We start from the raw sequence: 24,086 nt of genomic DNA on the forward strand, positions 1-24,086 counted from the left end.
TAAGCACTTGAACGCCGAAAGTAGTTGGGGGCTTCCCCCTGTGAGGATAGGACGTTGCCAGGCACTTGACCGATCTGCAGATTGCAGGTCGGTCTTTTTGTGTGTAGTCCCGAAAGAAATAGAAAAACTGACAAGTGAACGTCAATCCGTCATCAAGTCAGTTTTAAGACAAGCATCTAGATTAAAAAGAAGGTGTTGTATCAAGAAGGCGAGACTTGATTTGACGTAATAGCGCTGCAGCACGCGCTTCAAGAGGTGCTGGTAATTGATTTAAGGAGAAATATTGTAAGTCGAGACTCTCTCCATCTGTCATTTGTAATGTACCGGATACGTCTTTTGCTTGAAAGAGATGAATCACACTGTAGGTTTGGTCACCATTTGGATAACGGAAGAAGTAATCAGGACCAGAAAAGACGTCTAGCAGTTGAACGCTTTGTGCTTGAAGTCCGGTTTCTTCCTGCAACTCACGCATCGCGACTTCTTCAAGTGTCTCACCCGGTTCCATTGAACCACCGGGAGCCCCCAACTGTGCGTATCCGAACGATATTGAAATAGCAGTTCAAATTGTGAATTCATGACGAGTACGGTCGCGCCTACACTGATCAACGGTCGATTTCCTACGATTTTTCGTAAATCTAATAAGTATCCCATCTGTTCACTCCTTTCGTATCAGTATAGAAGAATATTCATTAGGACAGTTAGTAAAAAGAAATGAGGCAAAAAGACTTGCCAATTTAAAAAACACATGTTATATTAATATCTGTCGAAACGTTATATCATCGCGGGGTGGAGCAGTCTGGTAGCTCGTTGGGCTCATAACCCAAAGGTCGTCGGTTCAAATCCGGCCCCCGCAACCAATTTTTAAATAATCAAATCCGAAACGTTTATCGTCGCGGGGTGGAGCAGTCTGGTAGCTCGTTGGGCTCATAACCCAAAGGTCGTCGGTTCAAATCCGGCCCCCGCAACCAATTTTAAACTTAACTTCAACTTTACTACGAAACGTTCAGCGTTTCGTATTTTTTTTTGCCTTTTTCGTCCGGTACAATAGAGAAGGACGAACAGTACGTATTAAAGGAGGAGACATCGTATGATAGAACTGGAAATGAACAGCTTGGAAGAAACGACTGCCTTAGCTCTTGAACTCGGACGACGTGCTGAAGCAGGGATGGTCATTACGCTTGACGGAGATTTAGGTGCTGGGAAAACGACCTTTACTCAAAGCTTTGCGAAAGGATTAGGTGTGACGCGTCATGTCAATAGCCCTACCTTTACGATCATGAAAGTCTATACGGGACGTCTCCCTCTCTATCATATGGATGTTTATCGCCTGGAAGGTTCCGGTGATGATATCGGACTTGAAGAATATTTGAATGGTGAAGGCGTCGCCGTCGTCGAGTGGTCTGAATTGATTGCGGACAGCCTTCCACCGGAACGGTTGGCAATCACGATTACACGAACGGGTGACGATAGCCGCCGTTTTGAGCTGACACCGATCGGAGAACGATACATTACATTATGTGAGGGATTGAGATCATGAAAATCGTAGCTATTGATACATCGACGAAACAATTATCGGTCGCTCTTTCAGACGGAAAACAGATCGTAGCAGAAGCTTCTTACGTCACGTCTTTGAATCATGCGACAAAACTCATGCCGTTACTTGAGCGCTTGATGGCGGAAGCGAAGTGGGCACCATCCCAACTGACACGCGTCGTCGTTGCTGACGGTCCTGGTTCTTATACGGGATTACGGATTGGAGCGACGACAGCGAAGACACTTGCCTATACACTCGGTATCGAGCTCGTTGCCATCTCGACACTTGAACTGATGGCAGCTTCGACAGGTCATACGGGACGCGTCGCAGCGATTCAAGATGCGCGACGTGGTGCAGGTTTTGTCGGAGTATACGACGCCGGGAAACGAATCGGTGAAGAACAACATGTCGAAATCGCCTCTTTTGTGAAGACGTTAGCGCCAGATACGCTCATCACAGGAGACGTCGATACATTTGAAGAACTTCTTCAACCATTTGAAAAGGCGGCTCCTGCGTTTCGGACGCCGCGTGCCGGAGTGCTCGCCTTACTCGGTGCAACACGCGAGACAGTCGAAGCGCATGCGTTTGAGCCACGTTACCTGCGTCTGGCTGAAGCAGAAGCGAAATGGATCGAGGCACAGCGTCATGAGTAAGGGGATTCGTCGCATGACCGTAAACGATGCTGCAGGTGTTCACGCCGTCGAACTCGAATCGTTTGCGACACCGTGGACACTGGATGCCTTCGAAGCAGAAATGACACAAAATCCGAATGCCTATTATGTCGTTGCCGATCAAGATGGTATCGTCGGGTTTGCTGGTCTGTGGCATATTGCGGATGAAGGACATATTACGAATATTGCCGTCAAGCAGTCGCACCGCGGACAAGGACTTGGGGAAGACTTGCTAACGGCATTGATCGCGGTCGGTCGTGCACTCGATTTGCGGGCGATGACACTTGAAGTACGTGTCTCGAACACACCGGCGCGAACCTTATATGAAAAACTCGGATTTCACTATGTTGGTATCCGAAAACGATATTATCAGGACAACAATGAAGATGCTGCCATCTATTGGCTGGAGCTGGAGGGAGAAGACTTATGACACAACCATTGATTCTAGCAATCGAATCGAGCTGCGACGAAACGGCGGCTGCCGTCGTTCGTGGAGGAACCAACGTCTTATCGAATGTCGTCTCGTCTCAAATTGAAAGTCATAAACGATTCGGTGGAGTCGTGCCTGAAGTGGCATCACGACATCATGTCGAACGAATCACATACGTCATCGATGATGCGTTGACGGAAGCAAACGTAACGATCGACGATATCGATGCGATCGCTGTCACGGAAGGTCCCGGACTGGTCGGGGCATTACTCGTTGGTGTCAGTGCGGCAAAGACACTTGCTTTTGCGCATAATAAGCCTTTGATCGGTGTTCATCATATCGCAGGTCATATCTACGCGAATCGTCTCGTACAAGAGCTTGAATTCCCGCTCGTCTGTTTGATTGCATCAGGTGGGCATACGGAACTGATTTACATGCCAGAAGACGGTGTATATGAAGTCATCGGTGAAACACGAGATGATGCAGCAGGGGAAGCCTATGATAAAGTCGCTCGAACATTGAAGTTACCGTATCCAGGTGGTCCACGAATCGATCAGTTGGCACAAACCGGTCAGGATACGTTCCATTTTCCACGCGTCTGGCTCGAGAAGGACTCGTATGACTTTAGCTTCAGCGGTTTAAAGTCAGCGGTCATCAATGCCGTGCATAACGCTGAGCAACGGGGAGAAGTGATCATCCCGGAGGATTTAGCTGCGAGTTTCCAAGCGAGCGTCGTCGAAGTCCTCGTGACGAAGGCGATCCGTGCCGTGAAGGATAAAGGGGGACGCCAACTGCTGCTTGCTGGTGGTGTCGCCGCCAACAAAGGATTACGTAACGGTCTCGAAGCAGCGTGTGCGAAGGAAGGAATCGATCTCGTCATTCCGCCGATGCACTTGTGTGGAGACAATGCGGCGATGATCGGAGCGGCTGCGATTCATCCATATCGCGCGTTACGCTATTCGACACTTGCCATGAATGCAGAACCTGGGCTAGATTTAAAGTAAGGAATCCGAACAACTTGGGGGAAATGGAATGAAAAAAGTCATCATCGCATTGTTAGCGGTACTGGTCATCGTCGCGATCGGACTTCAGGTCCGAGAAATCGTCAACGCATACCAAGTCGCCTATAAGGAAGAACTCGTACCCGATAAGAAAGCGGTCGAGACGAACACGAAACAACGTCCACTTTACGAAATCGGACGAGCAGAAGGGGAAAAAACCCGGATTCAAAAGTTGTACGCTTTTGATCAGACAATCAATGGGAAGCTCAGTAACGTCGTCATCGTCGATCGGAAGTACGGTTTAACGAACAAGGCGAGTGATGATTATTTCATGATTGCTCCCGGAACACCAGTGACGAATCAAGAGAAGAAGTCATTCGAACCGATGATTCAAAAGATGGATGCGGAACAAGTCCAAGCAGAAGTGATCTCGAAGCACGAGGTGACAGCTGTTGAAAACAATAAAAAACGGACTGTGACGTTATTTAAGGTCTTTTATAAAGATACGGATCAAAACGAATACCTCTTCTTCATCGAAAAAGAGGGCGGGCTGAAACTCGATCTATTCAAGAAGGGCTACTCACGTCTTTCCAATTACTAATCCATTAAAACAGCGGATTCCTAAAAAGGAGTCCGCTGTTGTTCGTTCATTGCCATTCAGTGATACCGGTCAAGTCATCATAGATGCGATCCGGATCAAGATTTAATTCTTCGACCGGAAGTCCGTTTCGATTGATCCATGCCGTTTTGAAGCCGAAACTCTTTGCCCCGGTGATGTCCCAACCGTTCGAGGACATGAAGAGGATCTCCTCGCGTTTTAAACCGAGTGTGTTCAACGCATGCATATAAGAAGCAGGTGCTGGTTTATAGTGTTTGATGTCATCAACACTGACGAGATGTTCGAACCGATCGGCTAAACCTGACTGTTCGATCAACGGATCGAGCATATCATGGGAACCATTCGAGAAGACGACCAAACGCTTATGCGCCATCGTCTCGAGAACAGAGCTAACTTCTGGGTACACATCAAGTGTCAGGTACGTCTCCATTAAAGTCGTGATTTGTTCCTCGGTCACATGGAGCTTCAGTTCGAGTAACGTATAACGGAGGGCATCTTGTGTCACTTGGCTGAACGGCACATATTGTCCGTTCAATTGTCGCAAGAAGGAGTACTCCAGTTGTTTCTCTCGCCAGCGTTTACTGATCGCTTCTCCGTGTCCCGGATACAGCTCCTCTGCTTGCTCTTTGACGGAATGGACATCGAATAATGTACCGTAGACGTCAAAGACGAGTGCTTGAATCGTCATAAAAACATTCATCTCACTTTCATAGAGTCTGTTTTAAGAATTCCCTTACATGACGGATTCAAACGATACTTATGAATGCACCTGCTGCAAAAAGCGATGAAACGTCTGTGCGAACGCGCGACAAGCGGCTTGTTTCTCCGGTGTGTTCGGATCAAACTCAATCTTCAAGCCATCCGTGACGATGGTCGCCCCAGCTTCTTTTAATGCGTCTTCAATCAAATCAACGGCTGCGCAGTACTTCGGATAATCAAGATCACCCGAGCCAAAAGCAGCAGCCGGCATCCCGTCTAAAAATTGTTCCCGTAGCTCCTCGACGAAATCTTCTGCTTCATACGGTAAATCACCGTCTCCCCATGTATATGAGCCGAGTAATAGACCATCAAAACGTGATAGATCCTCCCCGACGAATTGATCCAGTTCTGTGATCGTCACGTTGACATCGTGTTGCTCGAGCTCACGTTGAATGATCGAGACGATATCTTCTGTATTACCGGACATACTGACGAATCCAATTGCAATCTGCATGCATGTTCCTCCTTTCGCTGTACTTCCTTACTTTAATTGATAATGATTATCAATGTCAAAAGATCATATAAAAAAACACCTTCCGAAGAAGATGCTTTTTCATACATTAGTCTTGTAGTTCGGCCCATTCCTCAATGGAACGAATGACCGGTTCGAGTTGACGCCCTTTGTCGGTCAAACTGTATTGAATCTTAATCGGACGATCGGGAATGACAGTCCGGATGACGATGCCTTCCGCTTCGAGCTCCTTCATACGTTCCGTGAGCATACGACCTGATAATTCGGGGATGGCATCTTGAATCTCATTGAAACGACATGTCTTCGTCAACAAGTGACGTAAAATCAGACCTGTCCATTTCTTACCTAAGATTTCAAAGGCATGTTCGACTTTGGGACAAAGAGCCGGTTGGATTGCGACTTCTTCCATCAGCACTCATCCTTTCTATAGTTGTAGTATACCCGCTTCTGCTAAAAAAATCGAATCATTTTACTTAATGTAACAAAAAGAACTAAAACAAATCTATTTACTTTTAGTAAGTGATAAGATATAGTCTGTTTATCGAGTTACTTAAAGTAACTTAAAAACATTAGGTAAAAGGAGAAGAGAGAAATGATGGATACAGGACTTTTAATCATTCGTTTAATCATCGGTTTAACATTTGCTGCACACGGTACACAAAAATTATTTGGTTGGTTTGGTGGACACGGCATCGCTGGAACAGGCGGTTGGTTCGAATCAATTGGCATGAAGCCAGGAAAAGCACTCGCGATTACAGCGGGTCTTGCTGAATTAATCGGTGGATTATTGTTTGCAGGCGGGGTATTCCTCTGGATCGCTGCAATCCTCATCATCGGTTCGATGCTTGTCGCGATCGTTAAAGTACACGGTGCGAATGGTTACTGGGTGACGCAGAACGGGTACGAATACAACATGGCATTGATCGTCATCGCCCTTGGAGTGGCGATGATCGGTGCTGGAGACTATTCACTCGCTGCACTCATCGGGTGAGGAAAAAGGTGGGTCATTCATGAAGTTCGAGGCATCAACGCTTAGCGCAAAAGACAATTATAAATTACTGATCGGAAGCATCATTCCGCGTCCGATTGCCTTCGTGACGACGCTAGGGGAAGACGGGACGGTCAACGCCGCCCCCTTTTCCTTCTTTACGGTCGCATCAAGTAGTCCGCCACAACTGGTGATTGCCGTACAACGGACGGATCAGGGACAAAAGGATACGGCACGTAATATCCTAGCAAAACAAAGCTATGTCATCCATATCGTCAGCGAAGAAATCGTCGACGCAGTCAATGAGACGGCTGCGCCACTCGCTTACGGTGAAAGTGAACTCGAACGGACGGATTTAACGCTCGTCGATAGCGATGCAATCGACGTGCCCGGAATCGCGGAAGCGAAAATCCGGTTCGAGATGCGCTTAACGCAACACGTCGAGCTAGAAGGTGCCGATCTGTTGATCGGGGAAGTACTGCGCTATCACGTCGCGGATGAACTCGTCGAGTCGTTCCGGATTGACGCAGCAGGATTGAAGGCTGTCGCTCGTTTAGCAGGGAATGATTATGCGACGATCGGGAAGACGTTTACGATTGCCCGACCGACAAAATGATAGTAGTGTGAATGCTTGATTCATCGTACGATTCGTTTTGATTCAAACAAAAGGAGTGGAGATACCGGTCTAGCTACCGGAATCTCCACTCCTTTTTCTCATGTCGTTCATCTGATTCATCGATCGGACTTCAAGGTTGCGAATCGATTTCGTTTGAAGAGGCTTCAAGACCATGACGTTTACTGTACTGATAGCCATCGAGCAAATAAAAGACGATTGCGAGTGCCCAAATGCCGACACAGCTGATCAAGAAAGCGGTGAGCGGTGAGACACTACCGTAATACGATAGGATCAACGGGTCAGTGAGTTCGACGAATAGCTGTGTCGTCAGGAGCGTACAGCATAATCCCGAGAGTAAACTGACGAAAAGACCGCTCCATGTCTGGATGACGAGACCAATCATACAAGAAATCAGGAGAAACAAAGGAAGCGCGGCATTAAAAGCATCCGGCCGGATGAAGGTCGACACGTAGTCCGCATACATCGGTACGAAATAAAGGATGCCGGATAGCAGTCCTTGAATCAAGTTAATGAAAAAGCTTTTCGTCCGCATCAGTGTTGGTTCTCCCATCGTTCCATCAATTCGAGTAGATCGACATCGATCTGGTCCCGTTCCGCAGATAACGCTGTCGCTTTTGGAATATCATTAAAGACTTCCGGTTCGCAAAGCAACTGTTCGATTTCCGCTGAACGCTGTTCGAGCCGTTCAATATCTTGTTCGAGTTGTTCGATTTGCTGACGGCGTTTTTTTTCTTCTTTCTGTGCTTCTTTGTCGATCGTCTTCGATGCCGTGACTTTTGCCGCTTTTGCCTCTTCGGCTTCAAGGCGAGCGATTTCTTCTTGTTCGGCCTTCTTCTCTGTGTAGTACGAATAATCGCCGAGGTATTCTGTCACACCAGCTTCACTCATCTCGATGACGCGTGTCGCGATCCGATCGATGAAGTAGCGGTCATGGGAGACGAAGAGTAGCGTACCTTCATAGTCGACGAGAGCGTTCTCAAGGACCATCTTCGAATCCAGATCCAAGTGGTTCGTTGGCTCGTCAAGGATGAGGACGTTAGTCTTCCGGAGTTTCAGTTTTGCGAGCGCGAGACGTCCGCGTTCGCCACCAGACAATTCATGAACGATTTTGAAGACATCGTCGCCGCTGAACAGGAATTGTCCGAGCACAGAACGGACTTCTTGTTCGCGCATCAGTGGCCATTCGTTCCAAATCTCATCGATGACACGGTTCCGGTCATTGAGTTCCGCTTGCTCTTGATCGTAATACCCGATCGAGACGCCGGTGCCGAAACGGAAATCACCGAAGAGAGGACGTAAACGACCGACGAGGACTTTTAAGAGCGTCGACTTCCCGATTCCGTTCGGTCCGACGAGTGCCAGTGATTCGCCGCGTTGCAAGCGGAACGTGATGTCTTTTGAGACAGCTTCTTCGTAACCGATTGCCAATTGATTGACTTGAAGAACGTCATTCCCGCTCTGTTTTTCGATTGGGAAGGAGAGGACCGTACTGCGTTCATCTCCATCTGGTCGATCGAGCCGGTCGACCTTCTCAAGCCGTTTTCGAACGCTTTGAGCACGCTTTGTCGTCGTCGCCCGAGCGATATTTCGTTGAATGAAATCCTGCATCTTTGCAATTTCTTCTTGCTGCTGTTCGAACTGTTTCATTTCTTGATCGTACAATGCCGCTTTTTGCTCGAGGTATTTCGTATAGTTCCCCGTGAACTTACGACAGACATTACGAGAGAGCTCATAGACGACATTGACGACTTGATCGAGGAAGTACCGATCGTGCGAGACGATCAGAACGGCACCACGATAACCACCGAGGTAACTTTCAAGCCAAGCAAGCGTATCGATATCCAGATGGTTCGTCGGCTCATCGAGAATGAGAAGCTCTGGTGCTTGCAGGAGCATCTTCGCTAAGGCGAGCCGTGTCCGTTGACCTCCGGACAATGTCTGGATCCGGCGTGAGTAATCGTCTGGATAAAAGCGCATGCCGTGCAGGACGGAGCGAATATTCGCCTCAAACTGATAACCACCTGCTTCAGAGAAGTCATGTTGCGCTTGATCGTACGTCTTCAGAAGTCGATCGTAAGCGACCGGGTCGTTCAAAATGTGCTCCATGCCCATCTCGATTTCCATCCGGCGCAGTGTCCGTTCTTGTTCTTGCAGATGTTCAAAGACGGTCAGCATCTCGTTCCAGATCGTCTCATTCGATTCGAGACCACTGTCTTGCGCGAGATAGCCGATTTTGACATCTTTACCTTTCATGATATCGCCCGAGTCATGACTGAGTTCACCAGCGATGATTTTGAGCAAGGTTGATTTACCGGCACCATTTCGACCGACGAGCGCAATTCGGTCGCGCTCCTGTACTTCTAGTTTGATATTTTCTAAAATCGGCTCGACGCCGAATGATTTCGAGAGTTGGTTGACTTGTAAGAGTATCATTTCCATCCATCCTTCCACCCTTTAGTCTATCACGAACAAAAGCGCGAGGTCCTGCGGAATATATTATTTGTGACTCTATGTGAAGTGGTTTACAATCAAGGAGAGTAGAAAGCTTTTTGCAAAGATTTGGGTGCCACGATGGATGTGGCCGAAGGGGGAACTGCAGGATGAATGGACCAGACACAAAAATTCCACAAGCGACAGCAAAACGGTTGCCGCTATATTATCGTTTCATCCAAAGTTTATACAATTCAGGTAAGCTCCGCGTTTCTTCTGCTGAGTTAAGCGAGGCGGTGAAGGTTGATTCAGCAACGATTCGTCGCGACTTTTCCTACTTTGGGGCACTAGGGAAGAAGGGGTATGGATATAACGTTCAACATCTCTTAACGTTTTTCCGGAAAACCTTGAATCAAGATGAGGTGACGAATGTCGCCTTGATCGGGGTCGGTCATCTCGGAACAGCGTTTGCAAATTATAACTTTTTAAAGAATAATAGTACTCGGATAGTCGTTGCGTTTGATGCGGACGAAGAGAAGGTCGGAACAACGACGCATGACGTTCCAATCTATCATGTTTCGGACATGAAAGAACAAATCGAAGCGAATCAGGTCGATGTCGCCATCTTGACGGTTCCATCCCAGTTCGCACAGTCAGTAGCGGATGAGTTAGTCGAGTATGGTGTGACAGGCATTCTGAACTTCACGCCTGCACGGTTGAACGTGCCAGCGAGCGTTCGGGTTCATCACATCGATTTATCGATCGAGTTGCAGTCGTTAGTTTATTTCATGAAGCATTATTCGCAATCAGCTGAAGGAGTGAAATCATAATGGAAAACCTTATCCCGCTCACGTTAGGTATCGGACCTGCGAGTATCGGATTAATTGCTGTCGTCGCGTTGATCATCTTTGGACCGAAGAAGTTACCGGAATTCGGTCGTGCTGCCGGTCAAACATTGAAAGAGTTCAAGAATGCCACGAACGGCATCATGGACGACGATAAAAAGGACGAACCGAAAGAGAAGTGATTGAATCATGACGGTTGATCAAGAACAAAGCATGACGTCGCACCTAGACGAACTGCGTAAGCGGATTGTCTGGTCGCTCCTCATCGTCGTCGTCCTGTTCGCTGTCGCATTTCCGCTCGTCCGACCGCTCGTCCGTTTTCTGCAAGCGGACTTAAAAGAGCTCGGTATCGGATTAAATGCCTTCAACGTCGCCGATCCTTTAATGTTGTATTTGAATCTTGCGTTCATCATCGCGCTGATTTTAGCGTCACCGTTCTGGATGTATCAACTGTGGGCATTCGTCCGACCAGGGCTTTATGAAAAGGAACAAAAAGCAACACTGACATATATTCCAGTCATCTTCTTTCTATTTTTGGCTGGTGTAGCCTTCTCGTATTTCTGGTTGCTTCCTTTCTTGCTCGAAGTCTCAACGGATCTCGGGAAAGAATTGGGGATCGAGCAAGTCATCGGGGTCGAAAACTACTTCAGTTTCTTGATCCGGTTGACGATGCCGTTTGGTCTTCTCTTCCAATTGCCGGTCGTGACGATGTTCCTGACACGTCTTGGTCTTGTGACGCCATATTTCATGCGAAAGAATCGGAAATATGCGTATTTCGCGCTGTTCGTCGTTGCGGCATTGATCGCACCGCCGGACGTGACGTCACACTTGATGATCTCAGTGCCGTTGTTCGTTCTCTATGAAATCAGTATCTTGATTTCTGCGCGGACGTATAAAAAGGTCTTGATCCTCGAGCAACAGGCAGAGCTTGAACGACAGGCGGATTTGATGCGTGAATTGAATAAATGAATCGTGAATTCCTTCCAGCAATTTCGGGAGGAATTCTTTTTTATGAAAGCGTTATGTTTATATTGATAAAGCAGTTAGCGATGCGTATACTAAAGATAATTCATGGGGGCTTAGCTCAGCTGGGAGAGCGTTTGGCTGGCAGCCAAAAGGTCGTCGGTTCGATCCCGATAGTCTCCACCAAGTTCATACGTTCAACTCCTCGAGTGCTCGAGGAGTTTTTTTTTATGTTCCCAGTTAAATTCCTTCCAAATATAAAATGTCACCAAAAAGAAATAAATTAAAAAAATAGACAAATATAAATTGTTTATTTCCATTAAATTCATTAAACTAAAAATACAGAATTTTCTTTAAACTGTTTTATTAGTATTACTACTATGGTTTTACAGAAAAGGGGAAACGAACGCATGAAGAAGAAGATTGCACTTATGGCAGCCGTCTTAATGACGTCTTCCAATCTAGTCAGTGCGCAAGGTGCACTGTCCTCGCAAGATAAAGCGACGGGTCAAAAACCGCAGGCGCTCTCACTGAAGAAATCGGGGCAAGAAAAGAACTACAAACAATCGGATAAAGTTCGAGTCGTCATCGAGATGGAACAAAAACCGGCGATTCAAATCGCCCAAGCTCAAAACAAGCGGTATAGCACATTGAGTAATGCCGAAAAGGAATCGATCAAGGATCGACTCGTCAGCGTCCAAAAATCAGTCAAGTCAGCTATCGCTAAAAAGGCGATTCCTGTTACATATAAAGAAAGCTTCACAACCGTCATCAATGGATTCAGTGGTGAAGTGAAGTTCGGTGACATCGAAGATATCAAACAACTCGACGGAGTCAAAAGTGTACATATCGCGCACGAATATGCGCGCCCAACCGTCGATAAAGGTGCCAAGCCAGACATGCTGTACAGCAAGGACATGGTCAATGCGAAGGAAACGTGGCAGGACTATGGCTTTAAAGGGGAAGGAACCGTCGTCGCGGTCATCGATACGGGGATTGATCCATCGCACAAGGACATGGTCTTGAGTCCAGAGACAAAGGTGGATTTAACCTCTTCGAAGGTCGAGAGTACGAAAGAAACAAAAGGCTTAAAAGGAAAGTACTTCACGGAAAAAGTACCGTACGGCTATAACTATGCCGATCACGACAGCGAAATCCGTGACTTAGGTGCGGGGGCATCGATGCACGGGATGCACGTCGCAGGTACGGTCGGAGCAAACGGGGATGAAGCGAACGGCGGCATTAAAGGGGTCGCTCCAGAAACACAGCTCCTTGCGATGAAGGTCTTCGGTAACGATCCAGGGATGCCATCGACATTTAGTGATATCTACATCAAAGCAATCGATGATGCCATCGCACTTGGAGCGGACGTCATCAACATGAGTCTCGGTTCGACGGCATCGTTCGTCAACGCAGATGATCCGGAGCAACGCGCGATCGTCAACGCGATGAACAACGGTATCTTGTGTGCGATCTCTGCTGGTAACTCGGCGTTTGCAGGTCATGGTGCGGGTAATCCATATACAGCAAACCCGGATATCGGTGTCGTTGGTGCACCAGGATTGACGAGCCAGGCGCTCCAAGTCGCGTCACTCGAAAATACGAAATTGACGCTTGAAGGCATGGCGCTGACGATCGACGGTCAGGATGTCGGTTATTTGGCATACCAAAAACAAGATTCGCCGAATCCGATTGCCGTCTTCGATAAAGAGAAGAAGGATGTCGTGTATGTCGGTGACGGTCAAGCTTCGAACTATGAAGGTAAAGACGTCAAAGGGAAAGTCGTCTTCGTCGTGCGAACAGGTGATTTTAACTACAGCATGATTCAAGCAGAAGCTGAGAAGCAAGGCGCAGCAGGTGTCATCGTCCGTGGTAAAGTCGATCACGGGGATTACGTCAGCATGGCGCTCAACAATCCGACGATTCCACTCGTGACGCTTAGCATCGCGGACGGGAATGATCTCGAAGCAAAAGCAAAAGAAGGCAAGGCAATCGCAGTGACATTTGACGGAAAAGCGGTCTCAACCGATAACCCGGTCGCAGGACAAATGTCTGACTTCACGTCATGGGGTGTCACGCCAAGCCTTGACTTCAAGCCGGAAATCACGGCACCAGGTGGGAAAATCTATTCGACGCTTAATGATAACGAGTATGGCGTCATGAGCGGTACATCGATGGCAGCACCACACGTCGCTGGAGGAACAGCACTCGTCATGCAACGGATTGCGAAGGACTTCAAAGTCACTGGTGCAACACGCGTTAAACTCGCCAAAAACATCTTGATGAATACATCGCGTCCGCAACTCGATCAAGGAAAATACAACGCACAATTGAAAACAGGCAACTTCTACTCCCCACGTCGTGAGGGAGCTGGACTGATGGATCTTCGTGCTGCGATGAAGACACCAGTCGTCATCACAGAGACAAAGTCAGGTGAAGGCAAGGCATCCTTGAAGGAAGTCGGCGAGAAGTTCACATTCACGCTTGATTTAAAAAACTACAGCAATGAAAAAGTGACGTATAAGCTAGCGGGAACGGTTCAATCAGATCTCGGTGCAAAAGGATCGAACTTCCTTGAAGCAAATGGAATCTTCAAAAAAGGAACGATCGGTACGGTAGATGCCAACACAGGCACATACCCGATCTCATTTGCAGTCGGCTCGAAGAAAGCGAGTTCAGTCTCGATTAATCCGAAGAGCTCAACGAAAGTCAGCGTGTCAGTCGATTTGAAGAACACAACTGACTGGGCGAACGAGCTTCCGCTTGAACAAGTCTTTAAAAACGGCTACTTCGTCGAAGGATTCGTCCGTCTGATCGATACGAAGAGCAAAAATCCAGAACTGACAGTTCCTTATGTTGGGTTCAAAGGAAAATGGGATCAAGCTCCGATTTTAGATGCACCATTGTACGATAAAAACAACACGTTCTATGGATTGACAGGTCTAGCGACTGAAGTGAAGGATGATTTCGAATTCCTTGGTACGAATGCCGCTGGAAAAGTTGTCGCGAACAAAGTCTCGTTCTCACCGAACAACGACGGTAGCGCAGATGAAGCTTTCCCGATCATCTCATTCCTTCGCAATGCGAAAAAAGTCGAGTATTCGATTCTTGACCGGAATAAAACAACACTTCAGAAGCTTGATATGCAAACGGACGTCGTCAAGAACTACTACGACAGCGGTTCAGAGGACGGCTACACACCAGTCACAAGCGCTGCTTGGGACGGAACGATCAACGGGAAACCGGTCAAAGATGGTCTTTACTACTACAAAGTCAAATCGGTGATCGATTATCCGAACGCAAAATGGCAGACGAATCTCTTCCCAGTCTATGTCGATACGAAAAAACCAGCAGCTACTGTGAAATGGGATGCTGCGAAATCAACACTTTCATGGACAGCAGGCGACCAAGGAACAGGAGTTGCGTCATACGATATCCTCGTCAATGGCAAGAGTGTCTTAAAGCAACCACTTGCCGCAACAGAAAAAGCGTACACGTTGACGGATCTGCCGGAGCGCGCGAAGATTGCCTTCGTCGTCAAAGACTATGCTGGAAACAGTGTGAAAAAAGACGTCAACACGACAGGCGTTGATAAAGCCGTACCAAATGTTCAAATCGATACACCGGTCGCTCTTGGTCTTGCAACATCAAAAGTCATCAACATCGCGGGTCATGTCTCTGATGAGTCAGGTATCAAATCGTTCAAGATCAACGGAAAAACTGTTAAACTGCGTTTCGATGCAGCCCAACAAAACTATGCGTTCAGCCATGACGTGACGTACACGACAGATGGCGTCAAGTCATTCAAGGTCGAAGCATACGATGGAAAAGGAAATCGTGTGGCGTTCAACCGTCAAGTCATCATCGACACAGAATTACCAACGATTCGCGTCACAGCACCAAAAACCGTCTCAAGTAAAACAAAAACAGCTGAGATGAAGATCGTACTTCGCGATAACTACAGCGAATTACGCTTCGACTTCAATGGTAGCGCGGAATACCGCCGGACGTTCAAAGAACCGTACGTCATGAAAGCCTTCAAAAAGACGATCACGAAAAAAGTGACGCTCAAAAAAGGAAAAAACACGTACAACTTGAAACTGAAGGATCTGGGTGGACACGTCGTTACGAAAACAGTCGTCATCACGAAAAAATAAGTTAACAATGAACAAGCCAGGCGGAAATCCGTCTGGCTTTTCGTTGTGTGTCGAAGCGCCTTGAAGGGTTTATGAGACGAGTGGAGGGGGAAATTTAAGAGCAGAAACAATTAGAGGGGGAACGACCATGAATCCGTTTACGACATTAATCGCCTTCATCGTAGGGTGTCTCGTTTTATATCTCGGTATCCGTGACAAAAATGGCTGGCTGATCGGTGTCGCGTTGATACCGCTCGCGATCGTTGCTTATAGTGTCATCTATCTGATCATCCAGGTCAGTGCATAGTCTCTAATGAAAGATGTCTTGTCCGAAGCGACAGGACATCTTTTTTTTGAAAAATCGCACTACAGGTGAAACCGATACAGTAAAATGTAAGTATATGACAGTATAGAGAGGTGGGAGATCATGGAACACGTACATACACAAACGGAAGCATTAGCGACGTTATACGAAGAGATGCACCAAAAGACAAAGACCGGCATATGGGTCATGCTTGCAGCATTTTTAGCACTCAGTAACACACTGGAGAAGCCGGTTTATGCGATGATCGTCCCATTATTGTATTTTGGCTATGACATGCTCGTACAACGCAAGCGGTTCGCGCTTGTCGCGAAATATTCATCAGAGGCATCAGCAAGACGTCTCTATCAGGTGCATGTCTTGATCGGCATCTTACAATACGGAGCGCTTGCCGCCCTGATTGTCTGGGCAGCTGATCGCCCGAACATGTCTTTCTTAATCGGTCTGATCATCGTCGTCATTCCGTTTTACTGGATCTGCCGAAAAACGCTAGAGTTCGTCTCACGAAAGATCGATCCAACGTATGTGACGGAAAAAGAAATTCATCAAGCTTGCTAAAGGAGACGATGTCATGCAAACGGATCGAGAAGAACGTCTACAAAAACTTGCCCTCGCGTACCGGGACGTCGAATGGCTCGGTACACGCTGGTATTGGAACATGTTTCTGTTCATAACAGTCGGTATCTTGATTGAATGGAAGGATCTCCCGATGCTGATTTTGGCGATTCCAGCCATTTTTCTCGCCTCCGATTTTCGTTATCAACTAAAAAAACGAGAAATTTTAGAAGACTATCTCTCAAACGCACAAGTTCGCCGGCAATTTCTACTCCGTATCGGTAGTCATGTTCTGTTGTACGCCGTCTTGACGGTCGTCATCATTCAGACGATCGATAGACCATTCTGGCAGATGTTTGTTGCGATATTTGCGATCTTAACACCGCTCTACTTCATCAGCGAATGGATCATCCGACGTGACGGAAAGCGTGATCCAGATTATATCAGTGACGTTGAAGTTGCCCGCTTCGTCAGACAGAAAGGAACATCGCAATGGAACACCTATTCGAGCGACAAGCACGTCTGAACCTATTGGTACGTCCTGTGCGTTCCGTCGCCTATTTCTTTTTGGTCCCTGGATTGATTTTTGCGTTACCTGCTTGGTTTATGCCGACAATTACATCCGTCTTTCTTCAGATCATGCTCTTTTGTCTTTGCGCGACAGCAGTCTCTCGAGAAATTGTCCGTCTACGGCTCATGAAGTCATATTTAACACCAACTATGTATCAACAAACCGTTCAAAAGGTCGCTCGTCTGACAATCATCGGGTATGTCGTTGCATGGCTGATCGCCGTCGTCATGCTGTCGATTCCAAGTGCTCCTGGTTATTTATTCGTCGTCTTCCTCTTTTGGATTGGTGGGTTTAGTCTTGGTGTCACTCGAATGAATCGGTTAGCCAAACAAATCGATCCAGCCTACGTCTCGATGGGGGAAATCGAACGTGCGTGGTGGAAACGATAAAGCAAAAAATCCGCATCAATCAGCGAAAGACGCTGTTTGATGCGGATTTTTGATTATTTCTTCAACAAGAGATAGATAAAATAAGGTGCTCCGATCAAGGCGACGACGATTCCAGCTGGCACGCCGTCCGGTCCCGCAATGTTGCGTCCGATCGTATCAGCGAACGCAAGCAACCATCCGCCGAGCAAGAGGGCAATCGGCAAGAAGAACTGATGCCGTGGTCCAACGAGCGCGCGGGCGATATGTGGCGCCATCAGACCGATGAAGGAAATCCCACCGGTGACAGAGACGGCAGCAGCGGCAAGTGCGACGGCTGTCAACAAGAGTTGGATCCGTTCTTTTTCAAGCGCGACGCCGACACCGATTGCGACCGGTTCATTCAAGGCAAGGAGATTGAGTTTATTCGCCTTATAGAACGTCAGCGGAATCAAGACGAGTAACCACGGTAACAGTGAGTAGACGAAGATCCAGTCCGTCCCCCAGATGTTACCAGCGAGCCACTTAGCGATGAAGTCGACCTTTTCACGACGCGTCGACGAAATCAGAATGACCATGATTCCGGAAAGCGCCATCGAGAAGCCAACACCAGTCAAAATCAAGCGAATCGGTTGCAGTCCTTGCACACGATCGTATGAGAATAGATAAATCGCCATCGCGGTCACGAGTGCACCGAGAAAGGCAGCGATCGGTAACAGATAAATGAATGATCCGACATCGACCGGGAAGTACAGGAAAAACAAGGCGACGGCGACACCAGCTCCGGTATTGATGCCGATGATACCAGGATCAGCGAGTTCATTGCGCGTGATCCCTTGGAGGATCGAACCGGATAAAGCGAGTGCCATTCCTGCCATGACGGTGATGAGCAGTCGTGGTAAGCGGAGCGAATAGAGGACGAACTCCTCTTTGAACGAGCCGTTTCCAAGTAACGTCGGCAACAAACGATCATAGGATAGGGAAGCAGGTCCGAGACCGATGCTGACGACGAGTGTTGCGATTAATAGTGCCAGTAACGTCCAAAACGTCAGTTGCTGGCGACGACGTAAACGAGATTCCATCATGAGAAAGCACGCCCTCCTTTCCGAACGATCAAGAGGAAGAATGGTAGTCCGAGCATTGAGACGATCGCGATGACCGGAGTCTCGTAGGGAGCATACAATGTCCGACCGATCGTATCGGCAAGTAACATGAACGTCGCACCAAAGATCGCGGTCATTGGCAGGATGAACCGATAGTCCGTCCCGACGATCGCGCGGACGATATGTGGAATCATCAGCCCGATGAACGCCATGTTACCGACGAGTGCAACAGCAGCACCTGCAAGCAGAATGACGACAACATAAAGTACTGCTTTGATCCGCTGGATGTTCTGCCCGAGTCCGAGCGCGACTTCTTCCGATAGACTGAGAATCGTCAATTGTCGGGAGAAGATGAAGGCAATCACAATCCCGATCGCGATGACCGGAGTGATGACTTGCAGTTGTCCCCATGTCGACCCGACGAGTCCACCGGACGTCCATTGTGAGACATCTTGAGCGATCTTGAAGTAGATGCCGATGCCTTCCGCAATCGCATACAGAAAGGCTGAGATTGCAGAACCGGCAAGGACGATCCGGAGTGGCGAAAAACCACCTTTTTTCGAAGCACCGATTCCAAAGACAAGTGCTGCCCCAAGTGCTGCTCCGAAGAAACAAGCAATCATGATACCGAAGTACTCAATTTTCGGGAACAGGACGATGACGAGTGCAAGTGCTGCGTTCGCACCCGCCGTCAGACCGAGCAGACCAGGATCGGCGAGGGGATTGCGTGTCATCGCCTGCATGATGGCACCAGAGACACCGAGTGCCGCTCCGACGAGGATTGCTGCTAATTCCCGTGGCAGGCGGATTTCCTGGACAATTTTTGCTTTTTCATTCAACGGTCCGAACGTCAAGGCGTTCCAGACTTCGCGGATCGTCGTATCGGCAGCGCCGAACGTCATCGCGATCCAGAACATCCCGAAAAAGAGGACAAGACCGAGTGTGATTTTTATGCCGAACGGAATTCGACCAGCTGACATGAATGTCGCCTCCATTTCTGATTCAGGGAGTGAGCCGCAAAAAAGGAAGGGATCCCGCAGGTTCCCTCCCTTATTTATTATGCACCAAGGAAACTTTTCTTGAAGAACTCGAGTTGACGTTCGAGTGTGAGAGGATCATTGAAGTAGAACTCCTTCGAATCGACTTCGAAGACATGATCGTTTTTGACGGCTGGAATGTTTTTAAACGTATCCGTTTTCGTGAATGAGTTGTCCGCTTCTGCGCTCTTGCTGAAGACGAGGTAGTCGCCTGCATATTCAGGGAGGACTTCTGGTGACAACGCATAGTAACCATCTTTTAATGCCATCTTCGTGACTTTATCCGGCATTTTTAATTTCATTTCTTGATAGAGAATCTCTGTTCCACGACCCCAGTTGTTGCCGAAGACGTAGAGTTGTTTATCGAAACTTTCGATGACAGAAACAGTAGCATCTTCACCGATTTTTGCTTTGATGTCTTTACCGGCAGCAGCGGCACGTGTTTTGAAGTCTTTGACCCAATCGCGTGCTTCCTGTTCTTTGTTGAGCAATTTACCGATTTCGATATGTTGCGTCAAGTAGTCGACTTTTCCGTATGTGTACGTGACCGTCGGAGCGATTTTTTTGATTTTGTCGAGGTTTTTCGTTGTCGAGTAGCCGATGATCAAGTCAGGATCGAGTTCGATGATTTTTTCAACGTTCTCTTCCGAAACTTCCGTGACATCTTTTAGTTTATCGAACTTCGGATTCGCTTTTGACCACGAATCAACACCAACGACAGGAACGCCGAGTGCCATGACGTTGCCGGCAAAACCAGCGAGGACCACGACTCGTTTTGGATGAGCTGGAACTTTAATGTTTCCATTTTCTGATTTATATGTGATCGTTTCGTTTTTCGAACCAGATGCTGCGTCGTCTTTTTTCTCTGTATTGCCACACGCTGCGATGACGAGCGTGAGAATGAGTAGAACCGGTACAAGTAGTTTCTTCATGATTTAATCTCCCTTGATTAAGTTGTAGGTGATACACATCGGCTTGTTCGTCCGCGGATCGCGTCCGATTTCAGCATCGATATGGAATACTTCTTGTAAGACATCTTTTGCGATGACTTCCTCACACGTTCCGGCTTTGACGACTTCGCCGTTTTTCATGGCGATGATATAGTCGGCGAAGCGTGCCGCTTGATTCAAGTCATGCAGGACCATGACGATCGTCCGTCCTTCGGTCCGGTTGAGGTGTTCGAGCAGTTCGAGCACCTCGAGTTGGTGGGCGAGATCAAGATAAGTCGTCGGTTCATCGAGAAAGATGATATCCGTCTCTTGGGCGAGTGCCATCGCAATCCAGACCCGTTGACGTTGACCACCAGACAGCGCATCGACCGGACGATGTTTGAACGCCATCGTATCCGTTGCTTCGAGTGCCCAATCGATGATTTCATAATCGTGTTTCGTCAAGCGTCCGAATCCTTTTTGATAAGGAAAACGACCGTATGAGACGAGCTCTGCGACCGTTAGACCACTTGCACTTTCCGGAGTTTGTGGCAGGATAGCCATCTTCCGAGCAAGCAGCTTCGTGCTTTCCTTCGCGATATCAAGACCATCGAGCAACGCCCGCCCCGATTGATGGGGAATGATCCGTGTCATCGCTTTCAGCAAAGTTGATTTGCCGCATCCGTTCGCGCCAATGATCGTTGTGATTTGACGATCGGGAATTTGGACGGACAAGTCTTTGACGATGGGACGATCACCGTAGCCGATATTGATTTCTTCTGTTGCTAGACGTACCATACGCGACGACTCCTTCGTTGTTCTCTCCATTTTTCAATGATAATGATTATCACTATCGTCTCATTAACCATACCAGTCTCATAAAAACGCTGTCAACATTTTTTCTTGTGTTCAAGAGATGTTCACGTTATCATGAGAGAGTGAGAATGATAATCAATAACAATCAAGGATGAGGAGTGAGTGAGATGAGGGAACAGGAGTTGTTCGACGTAACGATCATCGGTGGAGGACCAGCAGGGTTATATTCGACGTTCTATAGTGGTCTTCGAGGTATGAAGACGAAATTGATCGAGTATCAAGCAGAACTCGGAGGAAAACTGCACGTCTATCCGGAAAAGATGATCTGGGACGTCGGTGGACAGCCGCCGATCACTGGTGAAAAACTCATGGCTCAACTCGTCGAACAAGGACTGACATTTCAACCGACTGTTCAATTGAATGAAAAGATCATCTCGATCGCAAAAGACGTCTTCGGTAACTTCGTCTTAGAAGCGGAATCGGGGCAGATTCATTATTCGAAGACGGTCATCGTCGCGGTCGGCGGTGGCATCCTCAATCCACAAAAATTAAAAGTCGAAGGCGCGGAACGTTTCGAAGTGTCAAACTTGAACTATACGGTTAAATCGATTGAACGCTTTAAAGGAAAGACCGTCATCGTCTCAGGTGGTGGGAACTCAGCGATCGATTGGGCAAACGAACTCGAACCGGTCGCGAAAAAGGTCTACGTCACGTATCGGCGAGATTGTTTTTCAGGGCACGAGGCGCAAGTTGATCAACTTGTCAAAAGTTCGGCGGTCTGCCTCCTCAATACGACGATTCACAAATTAATCGCCAGTCCCGATCACCAACGGATCGCGTCGGTTGAATTGATCGACTGTCAAACAGATGAGGTCGTCGAGATTCCAATTGATGAAGTCATCATTAATCATGGGTATGAACAAGATGCGGCGCTACTTGACGCGTGTGACCTCGATATTGCACGGGTCGATGACTTCTACATCGCCGGGAATGCCGCGAGTGAATCGAGTGTACCGGGACTATATGCAGCAGGAGATATTCTTTCGCACGACGGGAAGGTCCATTTGATCTCGGGTGCGTTCCAAGATGCGGCAAACGCCGTCAACCGGGCGAAACGCTTCATTGAGCCGGAAGCGCCAAAAGTGGCGATGGTGTCGTCACACAATGAGGTCTTCAAAAAACGCAATCGTGCGTTGATTGAGGAACGCGTTAATCAACAATCTTAAAAATTATGAAAACGTCCAAAATGCTTGAAAACAAGCGGATTTTGGACGTTTTTTCGTACAGAATTCGGTTTTGTACTATAACAGATGGATTTGACAATGTGCTGTATTTAGGACAAAATTCTATTTATGTTCCACTACATGTAGGATACAAGTAAGACGGATGTATAAGGAGGAAGCGTATGACAACTACGAAACGTAAGCCCATTGGCCTTGCCTGGCAGATTTTAATCGGCTTGATTCTCGGGATCACAGTCGGTGGTGTATTTTATGGGAATCCCCATGTCGCGGAGTGGCTCAAGCCAATCGGTGATATCTTTATCCGGATGATGAAAATGATCGTCGTCCCAATCGTCTTTACGACGATCGTCCTCGGTGTCTCATCGGTCGGTAGTCCGAAGAGTCTCGGACGTCTCGGCGTCAAAACACTGGGTTACTTCACGATCGTGACGATGATCGCCATCTTCACGGGGCTATTTGCAGCCAATCTGATTGAACCAGGTGCTGGCATTAATATGTCGACACTGGATAAAACGGATATCTCATCATATGTCGCAACGGAAGAGACGACAAAAGACGAAGGACTCGTCGAAAAAATCGTCAATATCGTACCGACGAACATTCTCGATGCGATGGTTCGCGGTGATATGCTCGCTATTATTTTCTTCTCAGTCTTATTCGGACTCGGTGTCGGTTTTGCAGGAGAGAAGGGTCAACCGGTCATTCGTTTCTTCGAAGGTGTCGCAGCAGCAATGTTCAATCTCGTCAACATCGTCATGAAGTTCGCACCAATCGGTGTCTTCGCCTTGATTGGTGTGACGGTCTCGACGTTCGGGATTGACTCGCTTGGTTCGTTATTCAAGCTCATCGCGACATTGTATGTCACAGCGCTTCTCTTCATGATCATCGTCTTCGGCGGCATCATGAAGTGGGTTGGTGTTCGGGTCTCAGACTTCGTCCGCGTCTTCAAGGATGAATTGCTCTTGACGTATTCGACAGCCTCTTCAGAAACGGTTCTTCCACGGATCATGGAAAAACTCGAGAAGATGGGCGTGCCGAAATCAATCGTCAGCTTCGTCGTACCGACGGGTTATTCGTTTAACCTCGATGGATCAGCACTCTATCAAGCACTTGCTGCCTTGTTCATCGCACAGATGTACGGGATCGACCTCTCGATCGGGACGCAGATCACACTTGTCTTCGTCTTGATGCTGACATCAAAAGGAATGGCTGCCGTTCCAGGCGTTTCGTTCGTCGTATTGCTCGCAACACTCGGTACGGTCGGTATCCCGGCGGAAGGACTTGCCTTCATCGCGGGGATTGACCGAATCATGGATATGATGCGTTCCGTCGTCAACGTTACAGGAAACACGCTCGCTTCACTCGTCATCGCGAAGTGGGAAGGTGTTCTTGATGAAGACCAACTCGATACGTTCATGTCGACAGAAAATAAGAAAGACGACATCCGCAGTGCGTGATTGTCGTAAGTATGGGGAAGGACTGAATCATCAGTCCTTCTTTTTCGTTTGCGAAAATGTATTAGGGTAGTTACTCGTCATTGGTATTGTTGCAGTCTGTATCGTACAATTTTACTTAGCAAGATTTGAAAGAGCTTAGAGTCCCACGATTGGACTCTGGATTTATGGCTATTAAGAAACAGTACATACACCGTGGTCGAGA

At 47.8% G+C, this 24,086-nt stretch carries 26 protein-coding genes, 3 tRNA genes and 1 pseudogene; 20 read left to right on the forward strand and 10 right to left on the reverse strand.

Translation table 11 applies throughout. From position 1 onward, the window contains the following. Positions 1 to 181: 181 nt before the first annotated feature. Positions 182 to 651 (reverse strand): annotated as a pseudogene (locus ASG02_RS12845) (NUDIX hydrolase). Between the two features lie 129 nt (positions 652 to 780). Between ASG02_RS12845 and ASG02_RS12850 the strand changes: the two are divergent. From ASG02_RS12850 to ASG02_RS12880, 7 genes are all read left to right on the forward strand, one after another. Then, positions 781 to 857 (forward strand) — tRNA-Met (locus ASG02_RS12850). A 34-nt stretch (positions 858 to 891) separates the two neighbouring features. Continuing rightward, positions 892 to 968: transfer RNA gene (locus tag ASG02_RS12855), tRNA-Met, on the forward strand. A gap of 119 nt (positions 969 to 1,087) precedes the next feature. After that, positions 1,088 to 1,537 carry a tRNA (adenosine(37)-N6)-threonylcarbamoyltransferase complex ATPase subunit type 1 TsaE gene (gene tsaE / locus ASG02_RS12860; protein WP_035410846.1) on the forward strand — a complete coding sequence of 150 codons (450 nt, stop codon included), beginning with the start codon at positions 1,088 to 1,090 and terminating at the stop codon, positions 1,535 to 1,537. Next, complete coding sequence (tsaB, locus tag ASG02_RS12865; protein ID WP_035410843.1) at positions 1,534 to 2,187, forward strand: tRNA (adenosine(37)-N6)-threonylcarbamoyltransferase complex dimerization subunit type 1 TsaB; 654 nt, start codon at positions 1,534 to 1,536, stop codon at positions 2,185 to 2,187. The genes tsaE and tsaB overlap by 4 nt, the downstream gene beginning before the upstream one ends. Before the next feature lie 13 nt (positions 2,188 to 2,200). Further along, complete coding sequence (gene rimI / locus ASG02_RS12870; protein ID WP_035410841.1) at positions 2,201 to 2,635, forward strand: ribosomal protein S18-alanine N-acetyltransferase; 435 nt, start codon at positions 2,201 to 2,203, stop codon at positions 2,633 to 2,635. Then, a complete protein-coding gene (gene tsaD, locus ASG02_RS12875; RefSeq protein WP_035410838.1) occupies positions 2,632 to 3,639 on the forward strand; it encodes a tRNA (adenosine(37)-N6)-threonylcarbamoyltransferase complex transferase subunit TsaD in 1,008 nt (335 codons plus the stop codon). The genes rimI and tsaD overlap by 4 nt, the downstream gene beginning before the upstream one ends. Before the next feature lie 28 nt (positions 3,640 to 3,667). Further along, the gene (locus ASG02_RS12880; RefSeq protein ID WP_035410835.1) at positions 3,668 to 4,237 is read left to right on the forward strand and encodes a hypothetical protein; all 570 of its coding nucleotides are present in this window, start codon (positions 3,668 to 3,670) and stop codon (positions 4,235 to 4,237) included. 46 nt (positions 4,238 to 4,283) lie between these two features. Here ASG02_RS12880 and ASG02_RS12885 read toward each other — a convergent pair whose 3' ends face one another. The 3 genes from ASG02_RS12885 to ASG02_RS12895 form a co-directional block, all read right to left on the reverse strand. Continuing rightward, positions 4,284 to 4,943 (reverse strand): haloacid dehalogenase type II, encoded by a 660-nt coding sequence (locus tag ASG02_RS12885; protein ID WP_035410831.1) that lies wholly within the window; start codon positions 4,941 to 4,943, stop codon positions 4,284 to 4,286. A gap of 69 nt (positions 4,944 to 5,012) precedes the next feature. Then, positions 5,013 to 5,468: a flavodoxin gene (locus ASG02_RS12890; protein WP_035410828.1), complete on the reverse strand. Its 456-nt coding sequence runs from the start codon at positions 5,466 to 5,468 to the stop codon at positions 5,013 to 5,015. A 106-nt stretch (positions 5,469 to 5,574) separates the two neighbouring features. Next, a complete protein-coding gene (locus ASG02_RS12895) occupies positions 5,575 to 5,895 on the reverse strand; it encodes a helix-turn-helix domain-containing protein (RefSeq protein WP_023469609.1) in 321 nt (106 codons plus the stop codon). A gap of 183 nt (positions 5,896 to 6,078) precedes the next feature. Between ASG02_RS12895 and ASG02_RS12900 the strand changes: the two genes are divergently transcribed. Then, positions 6,079 to 6,477, forward strand: coding sequence for a DoxX family protein (locus ASG02_RS12900; protein ID WP_035410825.1), 399 nt, complete (start codon positions 6,079 to 6,081; stop codon positions 6,475 to 6,477). Positions 6,478 to 6,496: 19 nt separating this feature from the next. Continuing rightward, positions 6,497 to 7,090, forward strand: coding sequence for a flavin reductase family protein (locus ASG02_RS12905; protein WP_035410823.1), 594 nt, complete (start codon positions 6,497 to 6,499; stop codon positions 7,088 to 7,090). A 130-nt stretch (positions 7,091 to 7,220) separates the two neighbouring features. Here the strand turns inward: ASG02_RS12905 and ASG02_RS12910 are convergent, their stop codons facing one another. Together ASG02_RS12910 and ASG02_RS12915 are read right to left on the reverse strand one after the other, a co-directional pair. Continuing rightward, a complete protein-coding gene (locus tag ASG02_RS12910; RefSeq protein WP_056064108.1) occupies positions 7,221 to 7,643 on the reverse strand; it encodes a hypothetical protein in 423 nt (140 codons plus the stop codon). After that, on the reverse strand, positions 7,643 to 9,544 hold the full coding sequence (locus ASG02_RS12915) for an ABC-F family ATP-binding cassette domain-containing protein (protein ID WP_035410903.1): 1,902 nt from the start codon (positions 9,542 to 9,544) through the stop codon (positions 7,643 to 7,645). Before ASG02_RS12915 ends, ASG02_RS12910 begins: the two co-directional genes overlap by 1 nt. Before the next feature lie 167 nt (positions 9,545 to 9,711). Between ASG02_RS12915 and ASG02_RS12920 the strand changes: the two genes are divergently transcribed. From ASG02_RS12920 to ASG02_RS12955, 9 genes are all read left to right on the forward strand, one after another. Beyond that, on the forward strand, positions 9,712 to 10,371 hold the full coding sequence (locus ASG02_RS12920) for a redox-sensing transcriptional repressor Rex (RefSeq protein ID WP_023469604.1): 660 nt from the start codon (positions 9,712 to 9,714) through the stop codon (positions 10,369 to 10,371). Beyond that, positions 10,371 to 10,568, forward strand: a complete 198-nt coding sequence (locus ASG02_RS12925) for a twin-arginine translocase TatA/TatE family subunit (protein WP_029342825.1) — start codon at positions 10,371 to 10,373, stop codon at positions 10,566 to 10,568. The genes ASG02_RS12920 and ASG02_RS12925 overlap by 1 nt, the downstream gene beginning before the upstream one ends. 7 nt (positions 10,569 to 10,575) lie before the next feature. After that, positions 10,576 to 11,355, forward strand: a complete 780-nt coding sequence (tatC, locus tag ASG02_RS12930; protein WP_035410816.1) for a twin-arginine translocase subunit TatC — start codon at positions 10,576 to 10,578, stop codon at positions 11,353 to 11,355. Between the two features lie 104 nt (positions 11,356 to 11,459). Beyond that, a tRNA-Ala gene (locus ASG02_RS12935) sits at positions 11,460 to 11,535 on the forward strand. A 224-nt stretch (positions 11,536 to 11,759) separates the two neighbouring features. Then, on the forward strand, positions 11,760 to 15,506 hold the full coding sequence (locus ASG02_RS12940; RefSeq protein WP_035410813.1) for a S8 family serine peptidase: 3,747 nt from the start codon (positions 11,760 to 11,762) through the stop codon (positions 15,504 to 15,506). 127 nt (positions 15,507 to 15,633) lie between these two features. Beyond that, positions 15,634 to 15,792: a hypothetical protein gene (locus tag ASG02_RS15735; protein ID WP_034801002.1), complete on the forward strand. Its 159-nt coding sequence runs from the start codon at positions 15,634 to 15,636 to the stop codon at positions 15,790 to 15,792. A 120-nt stretch (positions 15,793 to 15,912) separates the two neighbouring features. Continuing rightward, on the forward strand, positions 15,913 to 16,365 hold the full coding sequence (locus ASG02_RS12945; protein WP_035410810.1) for a hypothetical protein: 453 nt from the start codon (positions 15,913 to 15,915) through the stop codon (positions 16,363 to 16,365). Positions 16,366 to 16,378: 13 nt separating this feature from the next. Continuing rightward, positions 16,379 to 16,888, forward strand: coding sequence for a hypothetical protein (locus tag ASG02_RS12950; RefSeq protein ID WP_052019116.1), 510 nt, complete (start codon positions 16,379 to 16,381; stop codon positions 16,886 to 16,888). After that, positions 16,855 to 17,322 (forward strand): hypothetical protein, encoded by a 468-nt coding sequence (locus tag ASG02_RS12955; RefSeq protein WP_035410806.1) that lies wholly within the window; start codon positions 16,855 to 16,857, stop codon positions 17,320 to 17,322. The genes ASG02_RS12950 and ASG02_RS12955 overlap by 34 nt, the downstream gene beginning before the upstream one ends. A gap of 53 nt (positions 17,323 to 17,375) precedes the next feature. Here the strand turns inward: ASG02_RS12955 and ASG02_RS12960 are convergent, their stop codons facing one another. The 4 genes from ASG02_RS12960 to ASG02_RS12975 all read right to left on the reverse strand — a co-directional run bounded on the left by ASG02_RS12960 (position 17,376) and on the right by ASG02_RS12975 (position 21,165). Beyond that, complete coding sequence (locus ASG02_RS12960) at positions 17,376 to 18,380, reverse strand: iron ABC transporter permease (protein ID WP_197026239.1); 1,005 nt, start codon at positions 18,378 to 18,380, stop codon at positions 17,376 to 17,378. Then, complete coding sequence (locus ASG02_RS12965) at positions 18,380 to 19,381, reverse strand: iron ABC transporter permease (RefSeq protein WP_035410802.1); 1,002 nt, start codon at positions 19,379 to 19,381, stop codon at positions 18,380 to 18,382. Before ASG02_RS12965 ends, ASG02_RS12960 begins: the two co-directional genes overlap by 1 nt. Before the next feature lie 77 nt (positions 19,382 to 19,458). Further along, positions 19,459 to 20,370 carry an iron-hydroxamate ABC transporter substrate-binding protein gene (locus ASG02_RS12970; protein WP_035410799.1) on the reverse strand — a complete coding sequence of 304 codons (912 nt, stop codon included), beginning with the start codon at positions 20,368 to 20,370 and terminating at the stop codon, positions 19,459 to 19,461. Between the two features lie 3 nt (positions 20,371 to 20,373). Continuing rightward, a complete protein-coding gene (locus ASG02_RS12975; protein WP_023469594.1) occupies positions 20,374 to 21,165 on the reverse strand; it encodes an ABC transporter ATP-binding protein in 792 nt (263 codons plus the stop codon). 185 nt (positions 21,166 to 21,350) lie between these two features. Between ASG02_RS12975 and ASG02_RS12980 the strand changes: the two genes are divergently transcribed. Both ASG02_RS12980 and ASG02_RS12985 read left to right on the forward strand, forming a co-directional pair. Beyond that, entirely contained in the window at positions 21,351 to 22,409 is a 1,059-nt protein-coding gene (locus tag ASG02_RS12980; protein ID WP_056064111.1) for an NAD(P)/FAD-dependent oxidoreductase, read from the forward strand. A gap of 179 nt (positions 22,410 to 22,588) precedes the next feature. Next, the gene (locus tag ASG02_RS12985; RefSeq protein WP_035410792.1) at positions 22,589 to 23,884 is read left to right on the forward strand and encodes a cation:dicarboxylate symporter family transporter; all 1,296 of its coding nucleotides are present in this window, start codon (positions 22,589 to 22,591) and stop codon (positions 23,882 to 23,884) included. Positions 23,885 to 24,086: the final 202 nt, after the last annotated feature.

Origin of the sequence: Exiguobacterium sp. Leaf196 (assembly GCF_001423965.1) — a bacterium.
In the GTDB taxonomy this organism is placed as follows: domain Bacteria; phylum Bacillota; class Bacilli; order Exiguobacteriales; family Exiguobacteriaceae; genus Exiguobacterium_A.